This window comes from Limibacillus sp. (genome assembly GCA_037379885.1).
In the GTDB taxonomy this organism is placed as follows: Bacteria; Pseudomonadota; Alphaproteobacteria; order Kiloniellales; family CECT-8803; genus JARRJC01.
The window spans coordinates 58,755-76,761 of the sequence record JARRJC010000010.1; the positions used below are offsets into that span (position 1 = coordinate 58,755).

The 18,007-nt window shown below is 67.1% G+C and carries 16 protein-coding genes and 1 pseudogene; 9 read left to right on the forward strand and 8 right to left on the reverse strand.

Features of this window, described 5'->3' with window-relative positions; all coding sequences use genetic code 11:
• Positions 1-10: 10 nt before the first annotated feature.
• Positions 11-1,306 (reverse strand): crotonyl-CoA carboxylase/reductase, encoded by a 1,296-nt coding sequence (ccrA, locus tag P8X75_05220; protein ID MEJ1994602.1) that lies wholly within the window; start codon positions 1,304-1,306, stop codon positions 11-13.
• A gap of 363 nt (positions 1,307-1,669) precedes the next feature.
• Here ccrA and P8X75_05225 point away from each other — a divergent pair, with 363 nt between their 5' ends.
• Complete coding sequence (locus P8X75_05225) at positions 1,670-3,718, forward strand: protein meaA (GenBank protein ID MEJ1994603.1); 2,049 nt, start codon at positions 1,670-1,672, stop codon at positions 3,716-3,718.
• On the opposite strand, the gene P8X75_05230 is transcribed toward P8X75_05225, so the two are convergent.
• A complete protein-coding gene (locus tag P8X75_05230; GenBank protein ID MEJ1994604.1) occupies positions 3,715-4,089 on the reverse strand; it encodes a VOC family protein in 375 nt (124 codons plus the stop codon). The genes P8X75_05225 and P8X75_05230 overlap by 4 nt on opposite strands.
• A gap of 143 nt (positions 4,090-4,232) precedes the next feature.
• Between P8X75_05230 and panB the strand changes: the two genes are divergently transcribed.
• Positions 4,233-4,991, forward strand: coding sequence for a 3-methyl-2-oxobutanoate hydroxymethyltransferase (gene panB, locus P8X75_05235; GenBank protein MEJ1994605.1), 759 nt, complete (start codon positions 4,233-4,235; stop codon positions 4,989-4,991).
• Positions 4,992-5,117: 126 nt separating this feature from the next.
• Positions 5,118-5,945: a hypothetical protein gene (locus tag P8X75_05240; GenBank protein ID MEJ1994606.1), complete on the forward strand. Its 828-nt coding sequence runs from the start codon at positions 5,118-5,120 to the stop codon at positions 5,943-5,945.
• A gap of 200 nt (positions 5,946-6,145) precedes the next feature.
• On the opposite strand, the pseudogene P8X75_05245 reads toward P8X75_05240, so the two are convergent.
• The 3 genes and pseudogenes from P8X75_05245 to P8X75_05255 form a co-directional block, all read right to left on the reverse strand.
• Positions 6,146-7,322, reverse strand: a pseudogene (locus P8X75_05245) (aminotransferase class III-fold pyridoxal phosphate-dependent enzyme).
• Positions 7,323-7,370: 48 nt separating this feature from the next.
• On the reverse strand, positions 7,371-8,819 hold the full coding sequence (locus tag P8X75_05250) for an NAD-dependent succinate-semialdehyde dehydrogenase (GenBank protein ID MEJ1994607.1): 1,449 nt from the start codon (positions 8,817-8,819) through the stop codon (positions 7,371-7,373).
• Positions 8,820-9,077: 258 nt separating this feature from the next.
• Complete coding sequence (locus tag P8X75_05255) at positions 9,078-9,572, reverse strand: Lrp/AsnC family transcriptional regulator (GenBank protein ID MEJ1994608.1); 495 nt, start codon at positions 9,570-9,572, stop codon at positions 9,078-9,080.
• A gap of 118 nt (positions 9,573-9,690) precedes the next feature.
• Here P8X75_05255 and eutB point away from each other — a divergent pair, with 118 nt between their 5' ends.
• The 6 genes from eutB to P8X75_05285 all read left to right on the forward strand — a co-directional run bounded on the left by eutB (position 9,691) and on the right by P8X75_05285 (position 14,886).
• Positions 9,691-10,677 carry a hydroxyectoine utilization dehydratase EutB gene (gene eutB / locus P8X75_05260; GenBank protein ID MEJ1994609.1) on the forward strand — a complete coding sequence of 329 codons (987 nt, stop codon included), beginning with the start codon at positions 9,691-9,693 and terminating at the stop codon, positions 10,675-10,677.
• Positions 10,678-10,689: 12 nt separating this feature from the next.
• Positions 10,690-11,682 (forward strand): ectoine utilization protein EutC, encoded by a 993-nt coding sequence (eutC, locus tag P8X75_05265; protein MEJ1994610.1) that lies wholly within the window; start codon positions 10,690-10,692, stop codon positions 11,680-11,682.
• A gap of 78 nt (positions 11,683-11,760) precedes the next feature.
• Entirely contained in the window at positions 11,761-12,942 is a 1,182-nt protein-coding gene (doeA, locus tag P8X75_05270; GenBank protein ID MEJ1994611.1) for an ectoine hydrolase DoeA, read from the forward strand.
• 25 nt (positions 12,943-12,967) lie between these two features.
• On the forward strand, positions 12,968-13,957 hold the full coding sequence (gene doeB / locus P8X75_05275; GenBank protein MEJ1994612.1) for a N(2)-acetyl-L-2,4-diaminobutanoate deacetylase DoeB: 990 nt from the start codon (positions 12,968-12,970) through the stop codon (positions 13,955-13,957).
• A gap of 67 nt (positions 13,958-14,024) precedes the next feature.
• A complete protein-coding gene (locus tag P8X75_05280) occupies positions 14,025-14,450 on the forward strand; it encodes a YeeE/YedE family protein (protein ID MEJ1994613.1) in 426 nt (141 codons plus the stop codon).
• A gap of 13 nt (positions 14,451-14,463) precedes the next feature.
• The gene (locus P8X75_05285) at positions 14,464-14,886 is read left to right on the forward strand and encodes a YeeE/YedE family protein (GenBank protein ID MEJ1994614.1); all 423 of its coding nucleotides are present in this window, start codon (positions 14,464-14,466) and stop codon (positions 14,884-14,886) included.
• Between the two features lie 2 nt (positions 14,887-14,888).
• Here P8X75_05285 and P8X75_05290 read toward each other — a convergent pair whose 3' ends face one another.
• The 3 genes from P8X75_05290 to P8X75_05300 form a co-directional block, all read right to left on the reverse strand.
• Complete coding sequence (locus P8X75_05290; protein MEJ1994615.1) at positions 14,889-15,677, reverse strand: SapC family protein; 789 nt, start codon at positions 15,675-15,677, stop codon at positions 14,889-14,891.
• Entirely contained in the window at positions 15,674-16,933 is a 1,260-nt protein-coding gene (locus P8X75_05295; protein ID MEJ1994616.1) for a glycosyltransferase 87 family protein, read from the reverse strand. The genes P8X75_05290 and P8X75_05295 overlap by 4 nt, the downstream gene beginning before the upstream one ends.
• Before the next feature lie 95 nt (positions 16,934-17,028).
• Positions 17,029-17,961 carry a cation diffusion facilitator family transporter gene (locus P8X75_05300; protein ID MEJ1994617.1) on the reverse strand — a complete coding sequence of 311 codons (933 nt, stop codon included), beginning with the start codon at positions 17,959-17,961 and terminating at the stop codon, positions 17,029-17,031.
• Between the last annotated feature and the right edge of the window lie 46 nt (positions 17,962-18,007).

Consider the following 18,007-nt stretch of genomic DNA (forward strand, 5'->3'; position numbering starts at 1 on the left):
GGGTCTCGCTTCACCTAACGGGGCTCTTGGTGGTCTTGTTTGCAGCGGCCATGTTTCCGGGCTTGTGCTGGTTGTTCCACATCTTCGTGTGCGCGCGCGGGATGTCGTCCCAGCCGAAGACTTCGGACATGCAGGGATCGATGCGGCGCTCGATCATCAGGTTGTTGGCCTGACTGGCCTGCATGAGGTTGGCGAAGTGGCTGCCCTGGACGCGCTTCTGGTGCATCCAGACGTAGCGGGCGTCGAAGGTGATGTTGTAGCCGGTCGTGCCCGCGCAGAAGACCACCATGCCGCCGCGCTTCACCACGAAGCAGGAGACCGGGAAAGTCGACTCGCCGGGATGCTCGAACACGAAGTCGACGTTGTTGCCCTTGCCGGTGATGTCCCAGATGGCCTTGCCGAACTTGCGGGTCTCGTCGAACCAGGTCTTGTACTCGTCCGTGTTGACCGTGGGCATCTGGCCCCAGCAGTTGAAGTCCTTGCGGTTGATCACGCCCTTGGCGCCCATGGACATCACGAAGTCGCGCTTGGATTCATCGGAGATCACGCCGATGGCGTTGGCGCCTGCCGTCGCGATCAGCTGGATCGCCATGGAGCCCAGGCCGCCCGAAGCGCCCCAGACCAGAACGTTGTGGCCGGGCCGCAGGATGTGCGGGCGGTGGCCGAACAGCATGCGGTAGGCGGTCGCCAGCGTCAGGGTGTAGCAGGCGCTCTCTTCCCAGGTCAGGTGCTTGGGGCGGGGCATCAGCTGCTGGGCCTGCACGCGGGTGAACTGCGCGAAGGAGCCGTCCGGCGTCTCGTAGCCCCAGATCCGCTGGGAGGGGCTGTTCATCGGGTCGCCGCCGTTGCACTCCTCGTCGTCGCCGTCGTCCTGGTTGCAGTGGATCACCACCTCGTCGCCGACCTTCCAGCGCTTCACCTTGTTGCCGACCGCCCAGATGATGCCGGAGGCGTCGGAACCCGCGATGTGGTAGTCGGCGCCGTGCACCTTGAAGACCGAGATGGGCTTGCCCAGGCCGGCCCAGACGCCGTTGTAGTTGACGCCGCCGGCCATCACCATGACCAGCACTTCGTTGGAGTCGATCGCCGGGGTCTCCAGGACCTCCAGCTGCATGGCCTCCTCCGGGGGGCCGTGACGCTCGGGGCGGATCGCCCAGGCGTACATCTGCTTGGGCACGTGGCCCAGCGGCGGAATCTCGCCGATCTCGTAAAGGTCCTTGCCCCCGGCCTGCTGCGTCGTCAAAGGCACGACGTTGTCGCCGTCCTGCGAAGGGCTCTGGGCTGCGTTGTTCGCGGTATCACTCATGGTCTCACTCTGGCTCCCTGGCGGTGCCGACTGCCGTCAGCGCTTGGGACCGGTCATCCTCGCGTCCGGTCCGGTGGTGGCGTTCCTCGTGCGTCTTCGTTCGGTCTTGTTCGTTTCTGGCTTTCGTTTCTAGCTTTCCCGGCCTTTCCGCCGCGCCGCTCTCGCGTTGCAGCAGGGTGGCTGGACCTGTCCGGCGGGAAAACCCTAGGCTTTCAGCCGGTTTTGCTTGACTCTTAGCGGCAGTTGATCTTGTTTGCAATGCACAAATGAGATTTTCTTTCTCCACGAAGCCGTGTTAGATAATTTTCGTACGCGGAATAAGGCGAAAATGTAAGGAACGTTCTAGCTAGGGACCAAGAGACCATGCCGGGGAGCCAGAAAGAGACCAAGGTTGCTGCAGCGCAAGAGCAGCGGAGCGAAGCGGACAACAACGGCGGGCGCGACCGCCCCTGGCTGTTCCGCACCTACGCCGGCCACTCCACCGCAGCGGCCTCCAACGCGCTCTACCGCAAGAACCTGGAGCGGGGCCAGACCGGCCTTTCCATCGCCTTCGACCTGCCCACCCAGACCGGCTACGACTCCGACCACGTGCTGGCGCGCGGGGAGGTCGGAAAGGTCGGCGTGCCGGTCAGTCACATCGGCGACATGCAGACCCTGCTGGAGGGCATCCCCCTCGACCGCATGAACACCTCCATGACCATCAACGCGACCGCGCCCTGGCTGCTGGCGCTCTACGTCGCGGCGGCCGAGAAGCAGGGCGTGGCGCGCGAGAGCCTGACCGGCACGACCCAGAACGACATCATGAAGGAGTACCTTTCGCGCGGGACCTACATCTTCCCGCCGCAGGCCTCCATGAAGCTGACGGCCGACAGCATCGCCTTCACCTACCGCGAACTGCCCAAGTGGAACCCGACCAACGTCTGCTCCTATCACCTGCAGGAAGCGGGCGCGACGCCGGTGCAGGAGCTGGCCTACGCGCTGGCGACCGCGATCGCCGTGCTGGACGCGGTGAAGGCGTCGGGCCAGGTGCCGGAGACGGACTTCCCCAAGGTGGTGGGCCGCATCTCCTTCTTCGTCAACGCCGGTCTGCGCTTCGTGACCGAGCTCTGCAAGATGCGCGCCTTCGTCGACCTCTGGGACGAGATTTGCCGGGAACGCTACGGCGTGGAGGAGGAGAAGTACCGCCGCTTCCGCTATGGCGTGCAGGTCAATTCCCTGGGCCTGACCGAACAGCAGCCGGAGAACAACGTCTACCGCATCCTGATCGAGACGCTGGCGGTGACGCTCTCCAAGAAGGCGCGGGCGCGCGCCGTGCAGCTGCCCGCCTGGAACGAGGCGCTGGGCCTGCCGCGTCCCTGGGACCAGCAGTGGTCGCTGCGCCTGCAGCAGATCCTGGCCTACGAGACCGATCTTCTGGAGTACGGCGACCTCTTCGACGGCTCGCCCGTGATCGACGCCAAGGTCGAGGAGCTGAAGGAAGCCGCGCGCGAGGAACTGGCCCGCATCGACGAGATGGGCGGGGCCATCGCCGCCGTCGAGAACGCCTACATGAAGGAGCGGCTGGTGGAATCCAACGCCCGCCGTCTGGCCGCCATCGAATCGGGCCGCCAGACGGTGGTGGGCGTGAACGCCTACACCTCAGCCGAGCCCTCGCCGCTCTCCGCCGGGGAAGGCTCGATCCTGACCGTCGATCCCGAGGTCGAGGCCGCGCAGGTCGAAAGCCTGAAAGCCTGGCGCGCCGGGCGCGACGGGGCCGCCGCCGAGGCGGCGCTGGCCGAGCTCTCGCGGACCGCGCGCGAGGGCGGCAACATCATGGAGGCCTCCATCGCCTGCGCCCACGCCGGGGTGACGACCGGCGAGTGGGGCGACGCGCTCAGGAAGGTCTTCGGCGAGTACCGCGCGCCGACCGGCGTCGGCCGGGCCGTCGGGCGCTCAGGCGCCGCCGCCCAGGCCATCGACGAGGTGCGCGAGGAGGTGGCCGCGCTTTCAACGCGTCTCGGCCGCCGTCTCAAGATGCTGGTCGGCAAGCCCGGCCTCGACGGCCATTCCAACGGCGCGGAGCAGATCGCCGTGCGCGCCCGCGACTGCGGCTTCGAAGTGGTCTACGAGGGCATCCGCCTGACCCCCGCGCAGATCGCCAACGCGGCGCTGGAGGAAGGCGTCCACGTGGTCGGGCTCTCGATCCTCTCAGGCTCGCACCTGCCGCTGGTGAAGGAGGTTCTGCGCCTTTTGGCCGAACAGGGTCTCTCCGACCTGCCGGTGGTGGTCGGCGGGATCATCCCGCCCGAGGACGCCGCCGAACTGAAGGCCGCCGGTGTCGCCGCCGTCTACACCCCCAAGGACTTCGACCTGACCGGCATAATGGCCGCCATCGTCGAAATCGTGGGAGCAGGCGCGAAAGAGGCGGCCTAGCCCCACGCGTTCCCCTTTTCCTCCAGGTCCGGGCGCTGCGGGTTGACGACGCAGAAGCGGTGGCCGCTGGGGGCTTCGAGGACGGTCCAGGACTTGATCGCCGCGACGTCCCGCGCGCCCAGGGCCTTGAGGCGCTCGATCTCGGCGGGGCGGTCCGTCGCCTCGATGTCCAGGTGGATGCGCGGTTCGTGATCGACGCATTGCAGCAGGACGCGGATCTGGTCGGGCGGCGTCTCCAGCGCCCAGTACTTGCCGTCCTCGTCCAGTTTGCCGAGCCCGTAGCCGAGAGCTGCGCTCCAGAAATGGGCAGCCTCCCGCAGGTCGTCGGTCTTGCAGTCGATCACCAGCACCCCCAGGCGTGACTTGTGCATCTCATATCTCCTGTTCTGTTTGTGACGCGAGCTTACACCAAGCGCGTCTCCGCCGCCGCCCTGCTTGCTCTTGACGGGCCGCCGCGCCACACTGCGCCGCAACAAGGACCAAAACGGCCAACCGGGGAAGAGAAGACGCCGCCATGACCGCCGCAAAGCAACTGCGCGTACCCGACATCCGCGCCCGCAAGGGCGGGCCGCTGGTCTGCCTGACGGCCTACAGCGCCTCCATCGCGGCGCTGGCCGACGAGGCGGCGGATCTGGTGCTGGTGGGCGATTCCCTGGGCAACGTGCTCTACGGCTGGGACACGACGCTGCCGGTCACCCTGGACATGATGATCGCGCACGGCGAGGTGGTGGCCCGCATCTGCCGCCGCGCGCTGGTGGTGGTGGACCTGCCCTTCGGCAGCTATCAGGAGAGCAGGGCCCAGGCCTTCGCCAGCGCGGCGCGCGTCCTGAAGGAAACCGGCGCCGCCGCCGTCAAGCTGGAAGGCGGCAAGGAAATGGCGGAGACCGTGGCCTTCCTGACCGGGCGCGGCGTGCCGGTCCTGGGCCATGTCGGCCTCATGCCCCAGCAGGTGCACGCGCGCGGCGGCTTCAAGCGCGAGAGCGATGTGGAAAAGGTGATCGCCGACGCCAAGGCGATCCAGGAGGCCGGGGCCTTCGCCCTGGTGCTGGAAGGCGTGACGCCGGAGGTCGCCAAGGCAGTGACCGAGAAGACCGCCGTCCCCACCATCGGCATCGCCGCCGGGGAAAGCTGCGACGGCGAGATACGCGTCACCGAGGACCTGCTCGGCCTCAACCCCAGCCCGCCGCCCTTCGCCGAGACCGACAAGGCGCTGCGCCCGGCCATGCAGGCCTGCCTCGCCGCCTTCGCCAAGAAGGCCCGGCGCGAAGGCTAACTGGCGCGAAGGATAACCAAAGACGACAAAAAGCCCTTTGCGCGGTGACGGACGGCTTTGCCTTAAATGTGCGGTGAACCCCTTTTCTGGTGAAACATCCGGGAGGCCGTCATTTTCGCCTCGCTCTTGCAGGACCCGCGCACGCCCGCGCTTCTCATTCCCTTCGTGATCGCGCTGCTGGTGACCTGGCTCGGCCTGATGCTGGCCGGGCGCGGGAAGGCGGCTGACTTCTGGCCCGCGCTGGGGCTGGCGGCTGCGGTCGCGGTCTCGCTCTGGGTCATCCTGGGCGCGCTCTCCTTTCCGCCCCAAGGGGCCGTGGAGAAGCTGGCCTACATCGTGGGGGCGGGGGCGCTTGCGGGTGTCTTGATGGAGTTGATCGGCGGGCCGAGGGGCTTGCGCCTGCTGGCGCTGGTCTGGCCCTGGCTCGTGGTGGGCTGGATCGCCTGGCCCAAGCTACAGGGGCTGGACTGGCACGTGATGGCCCTTGCCGCGGGGGTGTCGCTGGCGGGGTCCATCGTGATGGCGCAGCTCTGGGAATCGCGCGGCGGTGCGGGCGGCTTCCTGCTGGTCGTGGCCGCTTTGGCGCTGGGCGGGGTTGCGCTCTACGACGCCTCCTTCGCCATGGCGCGGGTCATGGCGCCCCTGGGCGCGGGCCTCGCCGGGGCGGCGCTCGGCGCCTGGGCCTCGGCCGGGGGACGCGGCTTTCCGCTGGGCGGCGCTCTGCTGATCGCGGGCGGCGGGCTCTTCGTGGCCCAAGCGGCCATCCTGCTGCTCTACACGCCCGCCAGCGTCTGGCCGGTCGCCTTCCTGATCCCGCTCTTCTTCGCCGAGATCATGGCCAGCCGCGTGGCCGGATCGGGCGGCGGCGTCAACAGGATCTTCCGCATCGCCGCCCTTCTGATCTGCGCGCTCGCCCCCGCGGTGGGCGCCGTGCTGCTGGCCCAGCACCTCTGAATCGAGGGAGGCAAGGCGCCGCCCATCCTTCGAGACGGTCCCGTTCGGGACCTCCTCAGGATGAGGGTGGAGCTTGCGCCGGACCTTCTTCGCCACAGGGTGAACCTGCGCCGAACCTCATCCTGAGGAGCGGGCGGCAGCCCGCGTCTCGAAGGATGGGCGGCGGCTTGAGAACGTGAACGGCCGAAGCGCGCCGATCCTTACATGACCTTTGCGGCGACCTCTTCCACCGCGCCCTTGGTGGCCTCCACGATGATGTCGGCCTCCTCGCGGGTCAGGCAGAGCGGCGGCGCAAAGCCCAGGATGTCGCCCTGGGGCATGGCCCGGCCGATCACGCCGCGCGCCAGCGTGGCCGCCGCGATCTGCGGACCGACCTTCTGCGCGGGATCGAAGAAGCGGCGCTCGGCCTTGTCGGCGACGAACTCGACGGCGTTCAGCATGCCTTCGCCCCGGACCTCTCCGACCATGGGGTGATCGGCCAGCGCCTCGCTCATGGCCTTGTTGAAATAGGCCCCGACCTCGCCGGCGTTCTGCACGAGGCCCAGCTCGTCGATCAGCTCCAGGTTGGCGACGCCCGCCGCCGCGCAGAGCGGATGGGCGGAATAGGTCCAGCCGTGGCCGATCGGGCCCATCTGGTCGGAACCCTGCTCCAGCACCTTCCAGAGCTTCTCACCCACGATGCTGCCGGACAGCGGCGTGTAGGCCGAGGTCAGGCCCTTGGCGATGGTGATCAGGTCCGGCTTCATGCCGAAGTGGTCGCTGCCGAACATGGAGCCGGTGCGCCCGAAGCCGGTCACCACCTCGTCGGCGACCAGCAGGATGTCGTACTTCTCCAGCACGGCCTGGATCTTCTGCCAGTAGCCGGCGGGCGGCGGCACGATGCCGCCGGTGCCGAGCAGGGGCTCGCCGATGAAGGCGGCGACCGTGTCCGGGCCCTCGGCCAGGATCATCTCCTCCAGCTTGTCCGCGCAGTACTGGGAGAAGTCCTCCTCGCTCATGTCCAGGTCCGGACGGCGGAAGTAGTAGGGCGCTTCGGTGTGCAGGATCGGCGCGCGCGGCAGGTCGAAGGCCTTGTGGAACAGCTCCAGGCCCGTGAGGCTGCCGGTCATCACGCCCGACCCGTGGTAGCCGCGCCAGCGCGAGATGATCTTCTTCTTCTCCGGACGGCCCAGGATGTTGTTGTAGTACCAGATCAGCTTGATGTTGGTCTCGTTGGCGTCCGTTGCGGTCCTCGATATAGACGCCGCTGCCGCCGGTCACGACGCGGGTCGGCGTTTCGCCGCGCGCGTGCTGGGCCATGTGGGTCGAGGGGTGGAAGAAGTGCTCCCGGTCCCAGGCTTCCAGCTCGTCGCGGTTGGGCGTCAGTTGATCGTTCATGTCGGTCACTCCATCAGGTAAGGCGTTTGTTCTCAGCAGCGCGGCCCGTCAGCCCAGGTCGCGGCAGATGTACTTCACTTCGGTAAAGGCCTCCAGCCCCAGGCGCGATCCCTCGCGCCCCAGGCCGGACTGCTTGACGCCGCCGAAGGGGATCGGCGCGCCGGTGATCTTGGTGCGGTTGACCGCCACCATACCGTATTCCAGCTCCCCGGCCAGGCGGCGGCAGCGCGCGGCGTCGCGGGAGTGGAGGTAGGCGACCAGGCCGTAGTCGGTGTCGTTGGCGCGCTCGACGGCCTCCGCCTCGCTGTCGAAGGCGGCGACGGCTGCGATCGGGCCAAAGGTCTCCTCCCGGAAGATCAGCGCATCCTCGGGCACATCTGTCAGCAGCGTGGGCAGGAAGAAGAGCGATCCCGGCCAGGCGCGCTTGCCGCCGGTCACAAGCTTGGCGCCGCGCGCCAGCGCGTCGACCACCTGGGCCTCCATCTTCTCCAGCGCTTTCTCGTTGATCAGCGGGCCGATCTCGACCTCCGGCTCGAAGCCGTGGCCCAGGGTGAGCGCTTCGACGCGCGCGGCGTAGGCCTTGCAGAAGGCGTCGTAGACCGGGCGCTCCACCAGGATGCGGTTGGCCGCCAGGCAGTCCTGGCCGGAGGTGGCGAACTTGGCGGAGACCGCGCTCTCGACCGCCTTGTCCAGGTCGGCGTCGGCGAAGACCAGGAAGGGCGCGTGCCCGCCCAGCTCCAGGATCAGGCGCTTCATGGAGTCCGCACCCTGATGGGCGATCAGGCGGCCCACCTCGGTCGAGCCGGTGAAGGAGACGGCGCGCACTTTCGGGTGGCTGCAAAGGGCGGGCCCCACGGTCTGCGGATGGCCGGTGACGACGTTGAAGAGGCCGGCGGGCAGGCCCGCGCGCTCGGCCAGTTCGGCCAGCGCGAGGGCCGAGAAGGGCGTCTCTGATGAGGGGAAGACCACGGCCGAGCAGCCCGCGGCCAGCGCGGCGGCGGCCTTGCGGGTGATCATGGCTGAGGGGAAGTTCCAGGGAGTGACCAGCGCGGCCACGCCCAAGGGTTCGCGGGTCAGCGTCATCTCGGCGTCCGGCAGGTGGCTGGTCACGCTCTCGATGTTCACGCGCTTTGCCTCCTCCGCGTAGAACTGGAGGAAGGAGGCGGCGTAGTCGATCTCGCCCAGAGCTTCGGAGAGGGGTTTGCCCTGTTCCAGCACCATGATGATCGCAAGATCCTCCTTGGCGGCGACCACGGCGTCGTGCCAGGCGGTCAGCCTTGCGTGGCGTTCCTGCGGCGTGACCCGGCGCCAGGCTTTGAAGGCGGCCTCGGCCGCGGCGACGGCGCCCTCGACTTCGCCCGCGCCCATGGCCGGGACCTGACCCAGGTAGCTGTCGTCGGCGGGATTGACGACCTCCAGGGTCCCGTTGTCGTCGGCCGAGCGCCACTTGCCGTCGATGTAGGCGAGCTCGCGCCAGAGGCGCTGGTCGCTCAACATCTCCGGCCCGAAGGCCTGGCGGCCCGGGAGGTGATGCTTGGCGAAGCGGTCGCGGGTGCGAAGCTGGACGGACATGGGGCGGGCCTCCTCTGGCGAAACGGATCGGGGTGGGGAAGGGAGGAGAATCTCCCTGCCGATCCCCAGACGCTATCTCGCCTGCGGGAGAGGAGGTGACCAAAGGTAGGGCTGAAAGCAGAAGAATCCGCACGAAAACGGGCTTCTGGCAGAGGATTCCTCTGCCTTCTGCTTTTCAGGGGCTCAGTCGCCACTTTCGGCCAGGAGATTCTTCAAGGGCAGCGCGCCGCGCTCCTTCACCGCCTTGGTGACGATGTAGGTGAAATAGCGATCGATCCCGATGTCGGCGGTCAGCAAGCGGTCGATCAGCCGCTGATAGGCGTCGACGTCGCGGGCGACCACTTGCATCAGGTAGTCAACGCCCCCGCCGGTGGCCCAGCAACTGACGACTTCGGGCACCTCCTTGATCGCGGATTCAAAGCGGGTGAAGGCCTCCTGCGTGTGCTGCTTCAAGGTGATCTCGGTCAGGACCGTGGTGAAGCGCAGAAGGCTCTTCAAGCTGATCTCCGCCTGGTAGCCGGTGATGACACCCTTGGCTTCCAGGCGCTTCAGCCGCTCCCAGCAGGGCGTGGGCGAGAGGGAGACGCGCTCGGCCAGCGCGGTCTTGGTGATGCGGCCCTCGCGCTGCAGCGTTTCCAGAATCTTCAGGTCGATGGCGTCGAGTTTCACAGAGCCCATGGCGCTGAAAGACTGCTGCCAAGGCGCGCGGCTTGTCAAACGCCGGGGTGCTGCGGACTTGAAGGCCGGGCGATTGTCTTGCAGGCTGCCGCGATCAAGCACAAGTCGCGAGACCTCCATGAGCACGAACGCCCATCCTGACATGACCTCGGTGCTCAAGGCCCGCGCCCGGCTCGAAGGGCGCGTGCGCCGCACGCCCATGATTATCTCCGAAAGCCTGACGCGTCACTGCAAGCGCCCGGTCCACCTGAAGCTGGAACACCATCAGATCACCGGCAGCTTCAAGCTGCGCGGCGCGATGAACGCGGTCTTGAGCCTTTCGGAGCAGGACCGAGCGCGCGGCGTGACGGCGGCCTCGACCGGCAATCATGGCCGCGGCCTCGCCTATGCCGCCAAGCAGGCCGGCGCGCGCGCCGTCATCTGCATGTCCAAGCTGGTGCCCAAGAACAAGGTGGAAGGCATCGAGCGCCTGGGCGCCGACATCAAGATCGTCGGCAAGTCCCAGGACGATGCGCAGGAGGAGGTCGACCGGCTGGTGGCGGAGGAGGGGCTGACCATGCTGCCGCCCTTCGATCACGCCGACATCATCGCCGGGCAGGGGACCCTGGGCCTGGAGCTGATGGAGCAGGCGCCGGAGATCGAAACGCTTCTGGTTCCGCTATCCGGCGGCGGCCTCATCTCCGGGGTCGCGCTGGCCGCCAAGACGCTGAAGCCGGGCCTGAAGGTCGTGGGCATCTCCATGGAGCGGGGCGCTGCCATGGCCGCCAGCCTGGAGGCCGGAAAGCCGGTGGTCGTTGAGGAACTGCCGACGCTGGCCGATTCGCTGGGCGGCGGCATCGGGCTCGGCAACAAGCACACCTTCGCCATGGTGCGCGATCTGGTGGACGAGACCCTGCTTCTCAGCGAGGCGGAGATCGCCGAGGGCGTGCGCCACGCCTATTGGGAGGAACAGGAGATTCTGGAGGGCGGCGGCGCGGTCGGGATCGCAGCGCTCTTGTCCGGGAAGATCGCCGGGTCGGGCCCGGTCGGCGTGGTCCTGAGCGGACGAAATATCGACATGGGGGTGCACCGCAAGCTGATTTCCGGCGAAGCGGTCGAGCTTTAGGGAGCCTTGGGGATGGCTGATATCAAGATTCTGACAGAAGCCGACCTGCGCCAGGCCGTCGCCCTGGACCTGGACGCGGTCGACATGGTCGAGCAGGCCTTCGAGGCGCTGGCGACGAAAGCGGTCGTGATGCCCCCGATCTTGCGGCTGGACATCGCCGAGAACAATGGCGAGGTGGACGTGAAGACGGCCTACGTGCCTGGCATCGACTCCTTCGCCATCAAGATGAGCCCCGGTTTCTTCGACAATCCGAAGCTGGGCCTGCCGAGCCTCAACGGCCTGATGATCCTGTTCTCCGCCAAGACCGGTCTGGTCGAGGCCCTGCTGCTCGATAACGGCTATCTGACCGATGTGCGCACCGCGGCGGCGGGTGCGGTGGCGGCGCGTCACCTCTCCCGCGAGGACTCGACGGTGGCGGCGGTGCTGGGCGCCGGAGTGCAGGCGGAATTGCAGTTGAAGGCCCTGATGCTCGTGCGGCCCATCGCGGAGGCGCGGCTCTGGGCGCGCGACGCCGCGAAGGCGGCGGCGCTGGCCCAGCGTCTCTCCGGAGAGCTGGGGATCACCGTCACGGCCTATCAGGAGGCGCAGGCGGCGGTGTCGGGCGCGGATGTGGTCGTCACCACCACGCCGGCGACCAGCCCGATCCTGATGAACCAGTGGGTCGGTCCCGGCCAGCACATCACGGCCATGGGGTCCGACGCCGAGCACAAGAACGAGGTGGAGCCCGCGCTGGTCGCGCGCGCCGACCTTTACGTCGCCGACAGTCTGGCGCAGACGCGCCGCCTGGGTGAGCTTCATCATGCGCTGGAGGCCCGCGCGCTCGCCCCCGAAGCGGCCAAAGCCGAGTTGGGGGCGGTGATCGCCGGCAAGACGGCGGGGCGGACTTCGGCCGAGCAGGTGACGCTCTCGGACCTGACCGGAACCGGGGTTCAGGACACGGCGATCGCAACGCTCGCCTTCCAACGCGCGCTGGCGGCGGGGGCCGGCAGTGATTTTTCTTCGTGACCCGGCCGGGTCACCTGCACTAAAGGGTTCTAGTCACGAAGTCTTTCTCAGGCTCGTAGTCCGGGGGTTTTCTATTGCATGCCTGATGTCGCGCTGAACTTCAGCCGGGAAGAGTACGCCGAGCGTCTGGCCAAGACCCGGCGGGAGATGGAGCATCGCGGCATAGAGCTGCTGATCGTCTCCGACCCCTCCAACATGGCATGGCTGACCGGCTACGACGGCTGGTCCTTCTACGTGCATCAGTGCGTCATGGTGACGCCCAGCGGCGATCCCGTCTGGTTCGGGCGCGGCCAGGATGCCAACGGCGCCAAGCGCACGGTCTACATGGGACTGGACGACATCATCGGCTATCCCGATCACTACGTGCAGGCCGTGGACCTGCATCCCATGGATTTCCTGGCCGACACCATCGACGCGCGGCGTCTCGGTCGCTCGGTGATCGGCGTGGAGATGGACAACTACTACTTCTCCGCCGCCGCCTTCGCCTCGCTCCAGCGCTATCTGCCCAACGCCCGCTTCGTGGACGCGACCGGCCTGGTGAACTGGCAGCGCGCGATCAAGTCGGAGCAGGAGCTGATCTACATGCGCACCGCCGGCAAGATCGTGACCGAGATGCACCAGCGCATCGTCGATGTGGTCGAGCCCGGCATGCGTAAATGCGATCTGGTGGCGGAGATCTATGACAGCGGGATCCGCGGCCTGCCCGAGGCCGGTGGGGACTATCCGGCGATCGTGCCGCTCTTGCCCTCCGGCTCGGACGCGGCGGCCCCGCACCTGACCTGGGACGACAAGCCCATGCGCGAGGGGGAAGGCACCTTCTTCGAGATCGCAGGCTGCTACAAGCGCTACCACTGCCCCCTGTCGCGCACGGTCTTCCTGGGCGAGCCGACCCAGACCTTCCGGGACGCGGAGAAGGCCGTGCTGGAGGGCATGGAGGCCGGGTTGGAGAAGGCGCGCGCGGGCAATCTCTGCGAAGACATCGCGGAAGCCTTCTTCGGCGTGCTGGAGACCTATGGCATCATCAAGGACAACCGCACCGGCTACGCCATCGGGATCAGCTATCCGCCCGATTGGGGCGAGCGCACCATGTCGCTGCGCCGGGGCGACCGGACCGAGCTGGAGGCCAACATGACCTTCCACTTCATGACCGGCCTCTGGCTGGAGGACTGGGGCATGGAGATCACGGAATCCATCGTGATCCGCGATGGCGAGCCGGAGCTGCTGGCCAACGTTCCGCGCCAGCTCTTCGTGAAGGACTGACCGGACAAAGAAGAGCGGAGACAGCATGCGCGACTCCCCGATCACGCCGACCATCGACTTTGAAAAAGAGGGCGTGCAGCACGGCTTCCTGAAGCTGCCGCACAGCCACGACGGTTCGGCCTGGGGTTCGATCATGATCCCGGTCGCCTGCATCAAGAACGGCGAGGGGCCGACGGCCCTTTTCACCGGCGGCAACCACGGCGACGAGTACGAGGGACCGCTGGCGATCCTGGACATGGCGCAGCGGTTGAAGGCCGAAGCGGTCTCGGGGCGGGTCATCCTTGTGCCCGGCATGAACTATCCGGCGCTGCGCGCGGCCACCCGCACCTCCCCGATCGACAAGGGAAACCTGAACCGCAGCTTTCCGGGGCGGCCCGACGGCACGGTGACGGAGAAGATCGCGGACTACTTCCAGCGCAGTCTGCTGCCGCTGGCCGATCTGGTGGTCGACGTGCATTCCGGCGGCAAGACGCTGGACTTCGTGCCCTTCGCGGCGGCCCACATTCTGCCCGACAAGGCCCAGCAGGAACGCTGCGTGGCTGCCATGGAAGCCTTCGGCGCGCCCTACTCCATGATGCTGCTGGAGATCGACGCGGTCGGCATGTACGACAGCGCGGCCGAGGAGATGGGAAAGACCTTCGTCTCCACCGAACTGGGCGGCGGCGGCACGGCGCGGGCCGCGACCGTGGCGATCGCCCGGCGCGGTCTCTCCAACTGCCTGAAGCACGCCGGGATCCTTGCAGGCGAGCCGGAGCGGACGGAAAGCCAGCGGCTCGATATGCCCGACGGCGACTGCTACGTCACCAGCGAGTCGAGCGGTCTGCTGGAACTCACCGCCGATTTGGGAGAGCGGGTCGAGAAGGGCCAGGTGATCGCCCGGGTCCATTCCATCGAGCGCACCGGCGTCGCGCCGGAAGAACTGCGCGCTGGCCACGGCGGCATCCTGGCTGGACGGCACTTCCCCGGGTTGGTGGGCATGGGCGACAGCGTCGCCGTGATCGGCATTCCGCAATAGCCGCCGGGGCCTTGTTTAATATTCATAAAAGCGTATATGTATTCCATCATCGGATGGGAGAGGCCTTATGATTTCCCCGGACTTCACGCCCTGGAGCGGCTTGGCGGGCGGCCTGCTGATCGGACTCGCCGCGACGCTGCTGCTCGCCTTCAACGGCCGGATCGCCGGAATCTCCGGCATTCTATCGGCGGTGGTCGAGCGCTGGTCCGCCGAGAGCGGCTGGAAGCTCGCCTTCCTGCTGGGCCTGATCCTGGGCCCCTTCGCCTACGCAATGGTGTTTGGCGCGCCTCCCGCGCTTACCCTTCAGGCCGACGGCCCCGGTCTGGTGATCGCCGGGCTGCTCGTCGGTTTCGGAACGCGGCTTGGCAGCGGCTGCACCAGCGGGCACGGCGTTTGCGGCATCGCGCGCGGCTCCGCGCGCTCCATCACCGCGACGGCGGTCTTCATCGCGAGCGCGATGGCGACGGTCTTCGTGCTGCGGCATCTGGTTTAGGAGGGGCGGGACGATGCAACGCTATTCATCCGCCCTTCTCATCGGAACGCTCTTCGGCTTCGGCTTGGCGCTCTCGGGCATGATGAACCCGGCCAAGGTCGTGGGCTTTCTGGACCTCGCCGGTTCCTGGGACCCGACGCTGGCCTTCGTCATGGCCGGGGCGCTGCTGGTGACCATTCCCGGATTTTGGCTGGTGCGCAAGCGCCAGGGCGCATTGCTGGGCGGCGGTTTTCAGATTCCGACCCGCAAGGACATAGACGCAAAGCTGCTGGGCGGCGCGCTGCTGTTCGGCGTGGGCTGGGGCGTGGCGGGCTTCTGCCCGGGGCCGGCGGTGGCGGCGCTTTCCACCGGGCTGCCCCAGGTCCTGCTTTTCATGGCCGCGCTTCTGAGCGGCATGATCCTCCACCGGCTGGTGAGCCGGGGTCTCTCCCGCTGAGATCAGGCGTCGGCGGCCAGTTCTGAGAGGCCGCGCGTCTGCTGCGCCACGGACTGAGCCCCGGCCAGCGACATCAGGTGGCCATAGATCACCGGCAGATAGCCGTTGGGCCTCAGGGATTCGAAGGTCTCGGCGTCGAGGGCGTTCAGTTTCTTTTCCGAGATCGCCATGAAGCCCTGTAGCTCCACGCTGTTCTTGCCCGACTGGACGCGGATGCGCGTCTCATCCAAGAGGTCCAGATCCTTCATCCGCGCGCAGAAGCTCTGGGTCAGCGTCAATTGGCGGTCGAACTCACGGCAGAAGTTGACCAGGGCGTCCGTCTTCTCCGAGGCCTTGTCCCCGTCGAAGAAAAGACCCTCCTGACCCTCTTCGAACAATCCGGACTTTTCATCCAGGCAGAGCGCCAGACGGTCGCTCTCCGGCGCCAGGGGTACGAGGGCGAAGGGGTAGCGCCGTAGATAGGCGGGCAGGTAGCGTCCCGCCGTCCAGCCGCCGTCCTCTCCGACCAGGGGATTGACGCCCTGCTGGTACCCGAGGAGGGCCATGGGCAGATGCGGCTCGTTGCGGGTGAAGATGATCGGATAGTTCTTCTGCGCGACGCCGAACTCGATGCAGAGCAGGGGCACGATGTTGCTGCCCTTGGCGAAGCTGTAGTCGCCCTTGCGCTTGAGGCGCAGTTTGCCGTGACGCTTCGGGTCGAGCGGCGCGAGCGAATTGTAAAAGAGCGGCAGGCGGGGGGCCTTGGTCGTGCCGCTGTCGCTCGCCGGCGCAGGCGTCTTTTCTTCCGTCATTTACCCTCTCCCTTGTCGGCCGGTCCGGCCCGTCGCGCAGAGAATGCCCTTGCGGCCCGCGTCGCGTCCAGCTTCGCATGCCCGGCGCGCCCAAGCGTTGGCAAACAAAGTGCGGCGACCAGGGGCAACAGAAGCGGCGGCCCGGGAAAATCCAGAAAGAGCCTCGCCGCGAAGATCCACAGCACCAGCAACGGCAGCATCGCCCTCCACCCCAGGCTTGCCCAGGTCCCCCGAGGCACCAGTAGCAACAAGAAGGCGAAGGGCAGGGCCAGGAGCAAGAGGTCGTGGTTCAAGAGGTAGGGGGAGAGGCTGAGCGAGGCAAAGCAGTAGACCGCCATGGCTTGAGCGGACCCAGCGCCCTTGACCGCGACGATCCAGACAAGAACCAGCACCCAGAAAGCCGCATGCAGCCAGTGGACGAGGAGCGCGGCTTGGGATCCGGCGCCGAGGTCGCGAAGTGCCGCGTAGACGCTCTGGTGGGTCCACTTCCAGGAGCTTCCCAGTGCCAGTTCGGCAGCTTGCGCCGCGGCCTGAAAGAAGCCGTGCCAGGGCTCCAGGCCCCATAGAAGAAGGCTCGACAGCAAGAGCAGCACCAGGCCCGCGATAAGGCCGCCCAGAGCCTCCCAGCGTCTACCTACCAACAGGTAGAGCGGCGCCAAGAGCGCTAGGTGCGGCTTGATGAATGTGAGGGCGAAGAGCAAGCCCGCCCAGCGCGGCGCGCGATCGAGCAGCGCGAAGCCTCCGGCCAGAAAAAGCAAAAGCAGCGCCGCCGTCTGTCCCATCAAGGCGTTATGGAGTGCTGCGGGAAAGCAGGCGAGGAGCAGCGAGGGACCCCAGGCGAGCCCCAGCAGCCGCCCCGCGAGGACCGGGATCGCCAGGCTCAAGGCGATCCACAGCCCATAGGCCAATCCGAAGGGCGCCTGCGCGCTTGCCCAGGCCAGCGGGAAGACCGTCGGCGGATAGAGCCAGAGCAGCTTGAACTCGTAGCCGAGGCGCTCGCTCACCAGGGCGATGAAGCGCGGCGCCTCGTAGAGCAGGGCTGCGTCGCCGCCGCCGGAAAGGTATCGGCCCGCCACCCAAAAGGCTTGAAAATCGCTGAACACGCCGCTCGCTGCGCCGCCCCAGACCCAGCTCCCAAAGTAGAGGATGAGCGTTGCCTGCACCAAGGCGATGCCCAGGAGCAGCGGTGCCTTCGCGGTCAGCTGCGCTGTTAGGCCGGAGGATGCCAAAGGACCGGAGGATGTCTGACTGTCCAAAGCGCCGTCCCTGTCTTGGAGGCGGGCAGTCTAACCAGCAAAAGACAATCCACAAAAAGTAAACTTGCGCAATTTGAGCGCCGGCCCAGCGGCCCTTACTCCTGGGCCATCCGTTTATGGTCCGCCTTGGACTGCGCTTCGATGAAGACCCTGCGGACTTCGGGGAACTGGGCTTTGATCTGCCTCTCAAGCCGGAAGATCGCGGACTCAACCTCGCCGGCGGCAAGCGAGTCCTTGAAATCCAGACTGATGGCGAGCAGCACATCGGCTGGTCCCAAGTGAAGCGAGCGCAGTTCGTTCAGGTTGATGACGCCTCGTTCGTTGCGCACCATCCTGCGCACGCTCTCCTGCAGACGGGCGCTTGCGGCCTCGCCGATCAGCAGCCCCTTGCACTCATAGGCGAGCAGCGCGGCGGTGCCCGCCAGGATCAGGCCGATCCCCACCGAGGCGGCGCCGTCCAGCCAGGGCATCTCCAGCGCCTGGGAAAGCGCGATGCCGACCAGCGCCACGATCAGCCCCGCCATGGCGGCGGAATCCTCGAACAGCACCGTGAAGAGCGTCGGGTCCTTGCTGTCGCGGACCGTTTCGATCCAGCCGCGGCTGCCCTTCGTCTTGCGGAACTCCTTCAGGGCCAAGGTCCAGGCGACACCCTCGAAGACGATCGCCGCGCCCAGCACGACGTAGTTCACGATGGGGCTGGTGATGGGGTGGGGATCCAAAATCTTCAGGACGCCCTCGTAGATCGACACGCCGGCGCCCACCGCGAAGATCAGGATCGCCACCACGAAGGCCCAGAAGTAGAGCTCCACGCCGTAGCCGAAGGGATGCCGTTCGTCCGCCGGGCGCTGGGAGCGCTTGATGCCGTATAGCAGGAGACCCTGGTTGCCGCTGTCGACGAGAGAGTGGATCGCCTCGCTGAGCATGGCCGAGGAGCCGGTGTAGGCGGAGCCCGCGAATTTGGCGGCGGCGATCAGCAGGTTTCCTGCGAGCGCGGCGTAGATCACCACCTTGGAGCCATGGCTTGCCATTTGGGGGTTTGCGTTCCTCTTTTGCCGAAAAAACCCCGGCGGGTCT

What these genes read in the sequence shown, in the direction of transcription:
- ccrA (MEJ1994602.1), bottom strand. Translation starts at nt 1,306, where the DNA reads ATGAGTGATACCGCGAACAACGCAGCCCAGAGCCCTTCGCAGGACGGC.
- P8X75_05225 (MEJ1994603.1), top strand. Translation starts at nt 1,670, where the DNA reads ATGCCGGGGAGCCAGAAAGAGACCAAGGTTGCTGCAGCGCAAGAGCAG.
- P8X75_05230 (MEJ1994604.1), bottom strand. Translation starts at nt 4,089, where the DNA reads ATGCACAAGTCACGCCTGGGGGTGCTGGTGATCGACTGCAAGACCGAC.
- panB (MEJ1994605.1), top strand. Translation starts at nt 4,233, where the DNA reads ATGACCGCCGCAAAGCAACTGCGCGTACCCGACATCCGCGCCCGCAAG.
- P8X75_05250 (MEJ1994607.1), bottom strand. Translation starts at nt 8,819, where the DNA reads ATGTTGAGCGACCAGCGCCTCTGGCGCGAGCTCGCCTACATCGACGGC.
- P8X75_05255 (MEJ1994608.1), bottom strand. Translation starts at nt 9,572, where the DNA reads ATGGGCTCTGTGAAACTCGACGCCATCGACCTGAAGATTCTGGAAACG.
- eutB (MEJ1994609.1), top strand. Translation starts at nt 9,691, where the DNA reads ATGAGCACGAACGCCCATCCTGACATGACCTCGGTGCTCAAGGCCCGC.
- eutC (MEJ1994610.1), top strand. Translation starts at nt 10,690, where the DNA reads ATGGCTGATATCAAGATTCTGACAGAAGCCGACCTGCGCCAGGCCGTC.
- doeA (MEJ1994611.1), top strand. Translation starts at nt 11,761, where the DNA reads ATGCCTGATGTCGCGCTGAACTTCAGCCGGGAAGAGTACGCCGAGCGT.
- doeB (MEJ1994612.1), top strand. Translation starts at nt 12,968, where the DNA reads ATGCGCGACTCCCCGATCACGCCGACCATCGACTTTGAAAAAGAGGGC.
- P8X75_05280 (MEJ1994613.1), top strand. Translation starts at nt 14,025, where the DNA reads ATGATTTCCCCGGACTTCACGCCCTGGAGCGGCTTGGCGGGCGGCCTG.
- P8X75_05285 (MEJ1994614.1), top strand. Translation starts at nt 14,464, where the DNA reads ATGCAACGCTATTCATCCGCCCTTCTCATCGGAACGCTCTTCGGCTTC.
- P8X75_05290 (MEJ1994615.1), bottom strand. Translation starts at nt 15,677, where the DNA reads ATGACGGAAGAAAAGACGCCTGCGCCGGCGAGCGACAGCGGCACGACC.
- P8X75_05300 (MEJ1994617.1), bottom strand. Translation starts at nt 17,961, where the DNA reads ATGGCAAGCCATGGCTCCAAGGTGGTGATCTACGCCGCGCTCGCAGGA.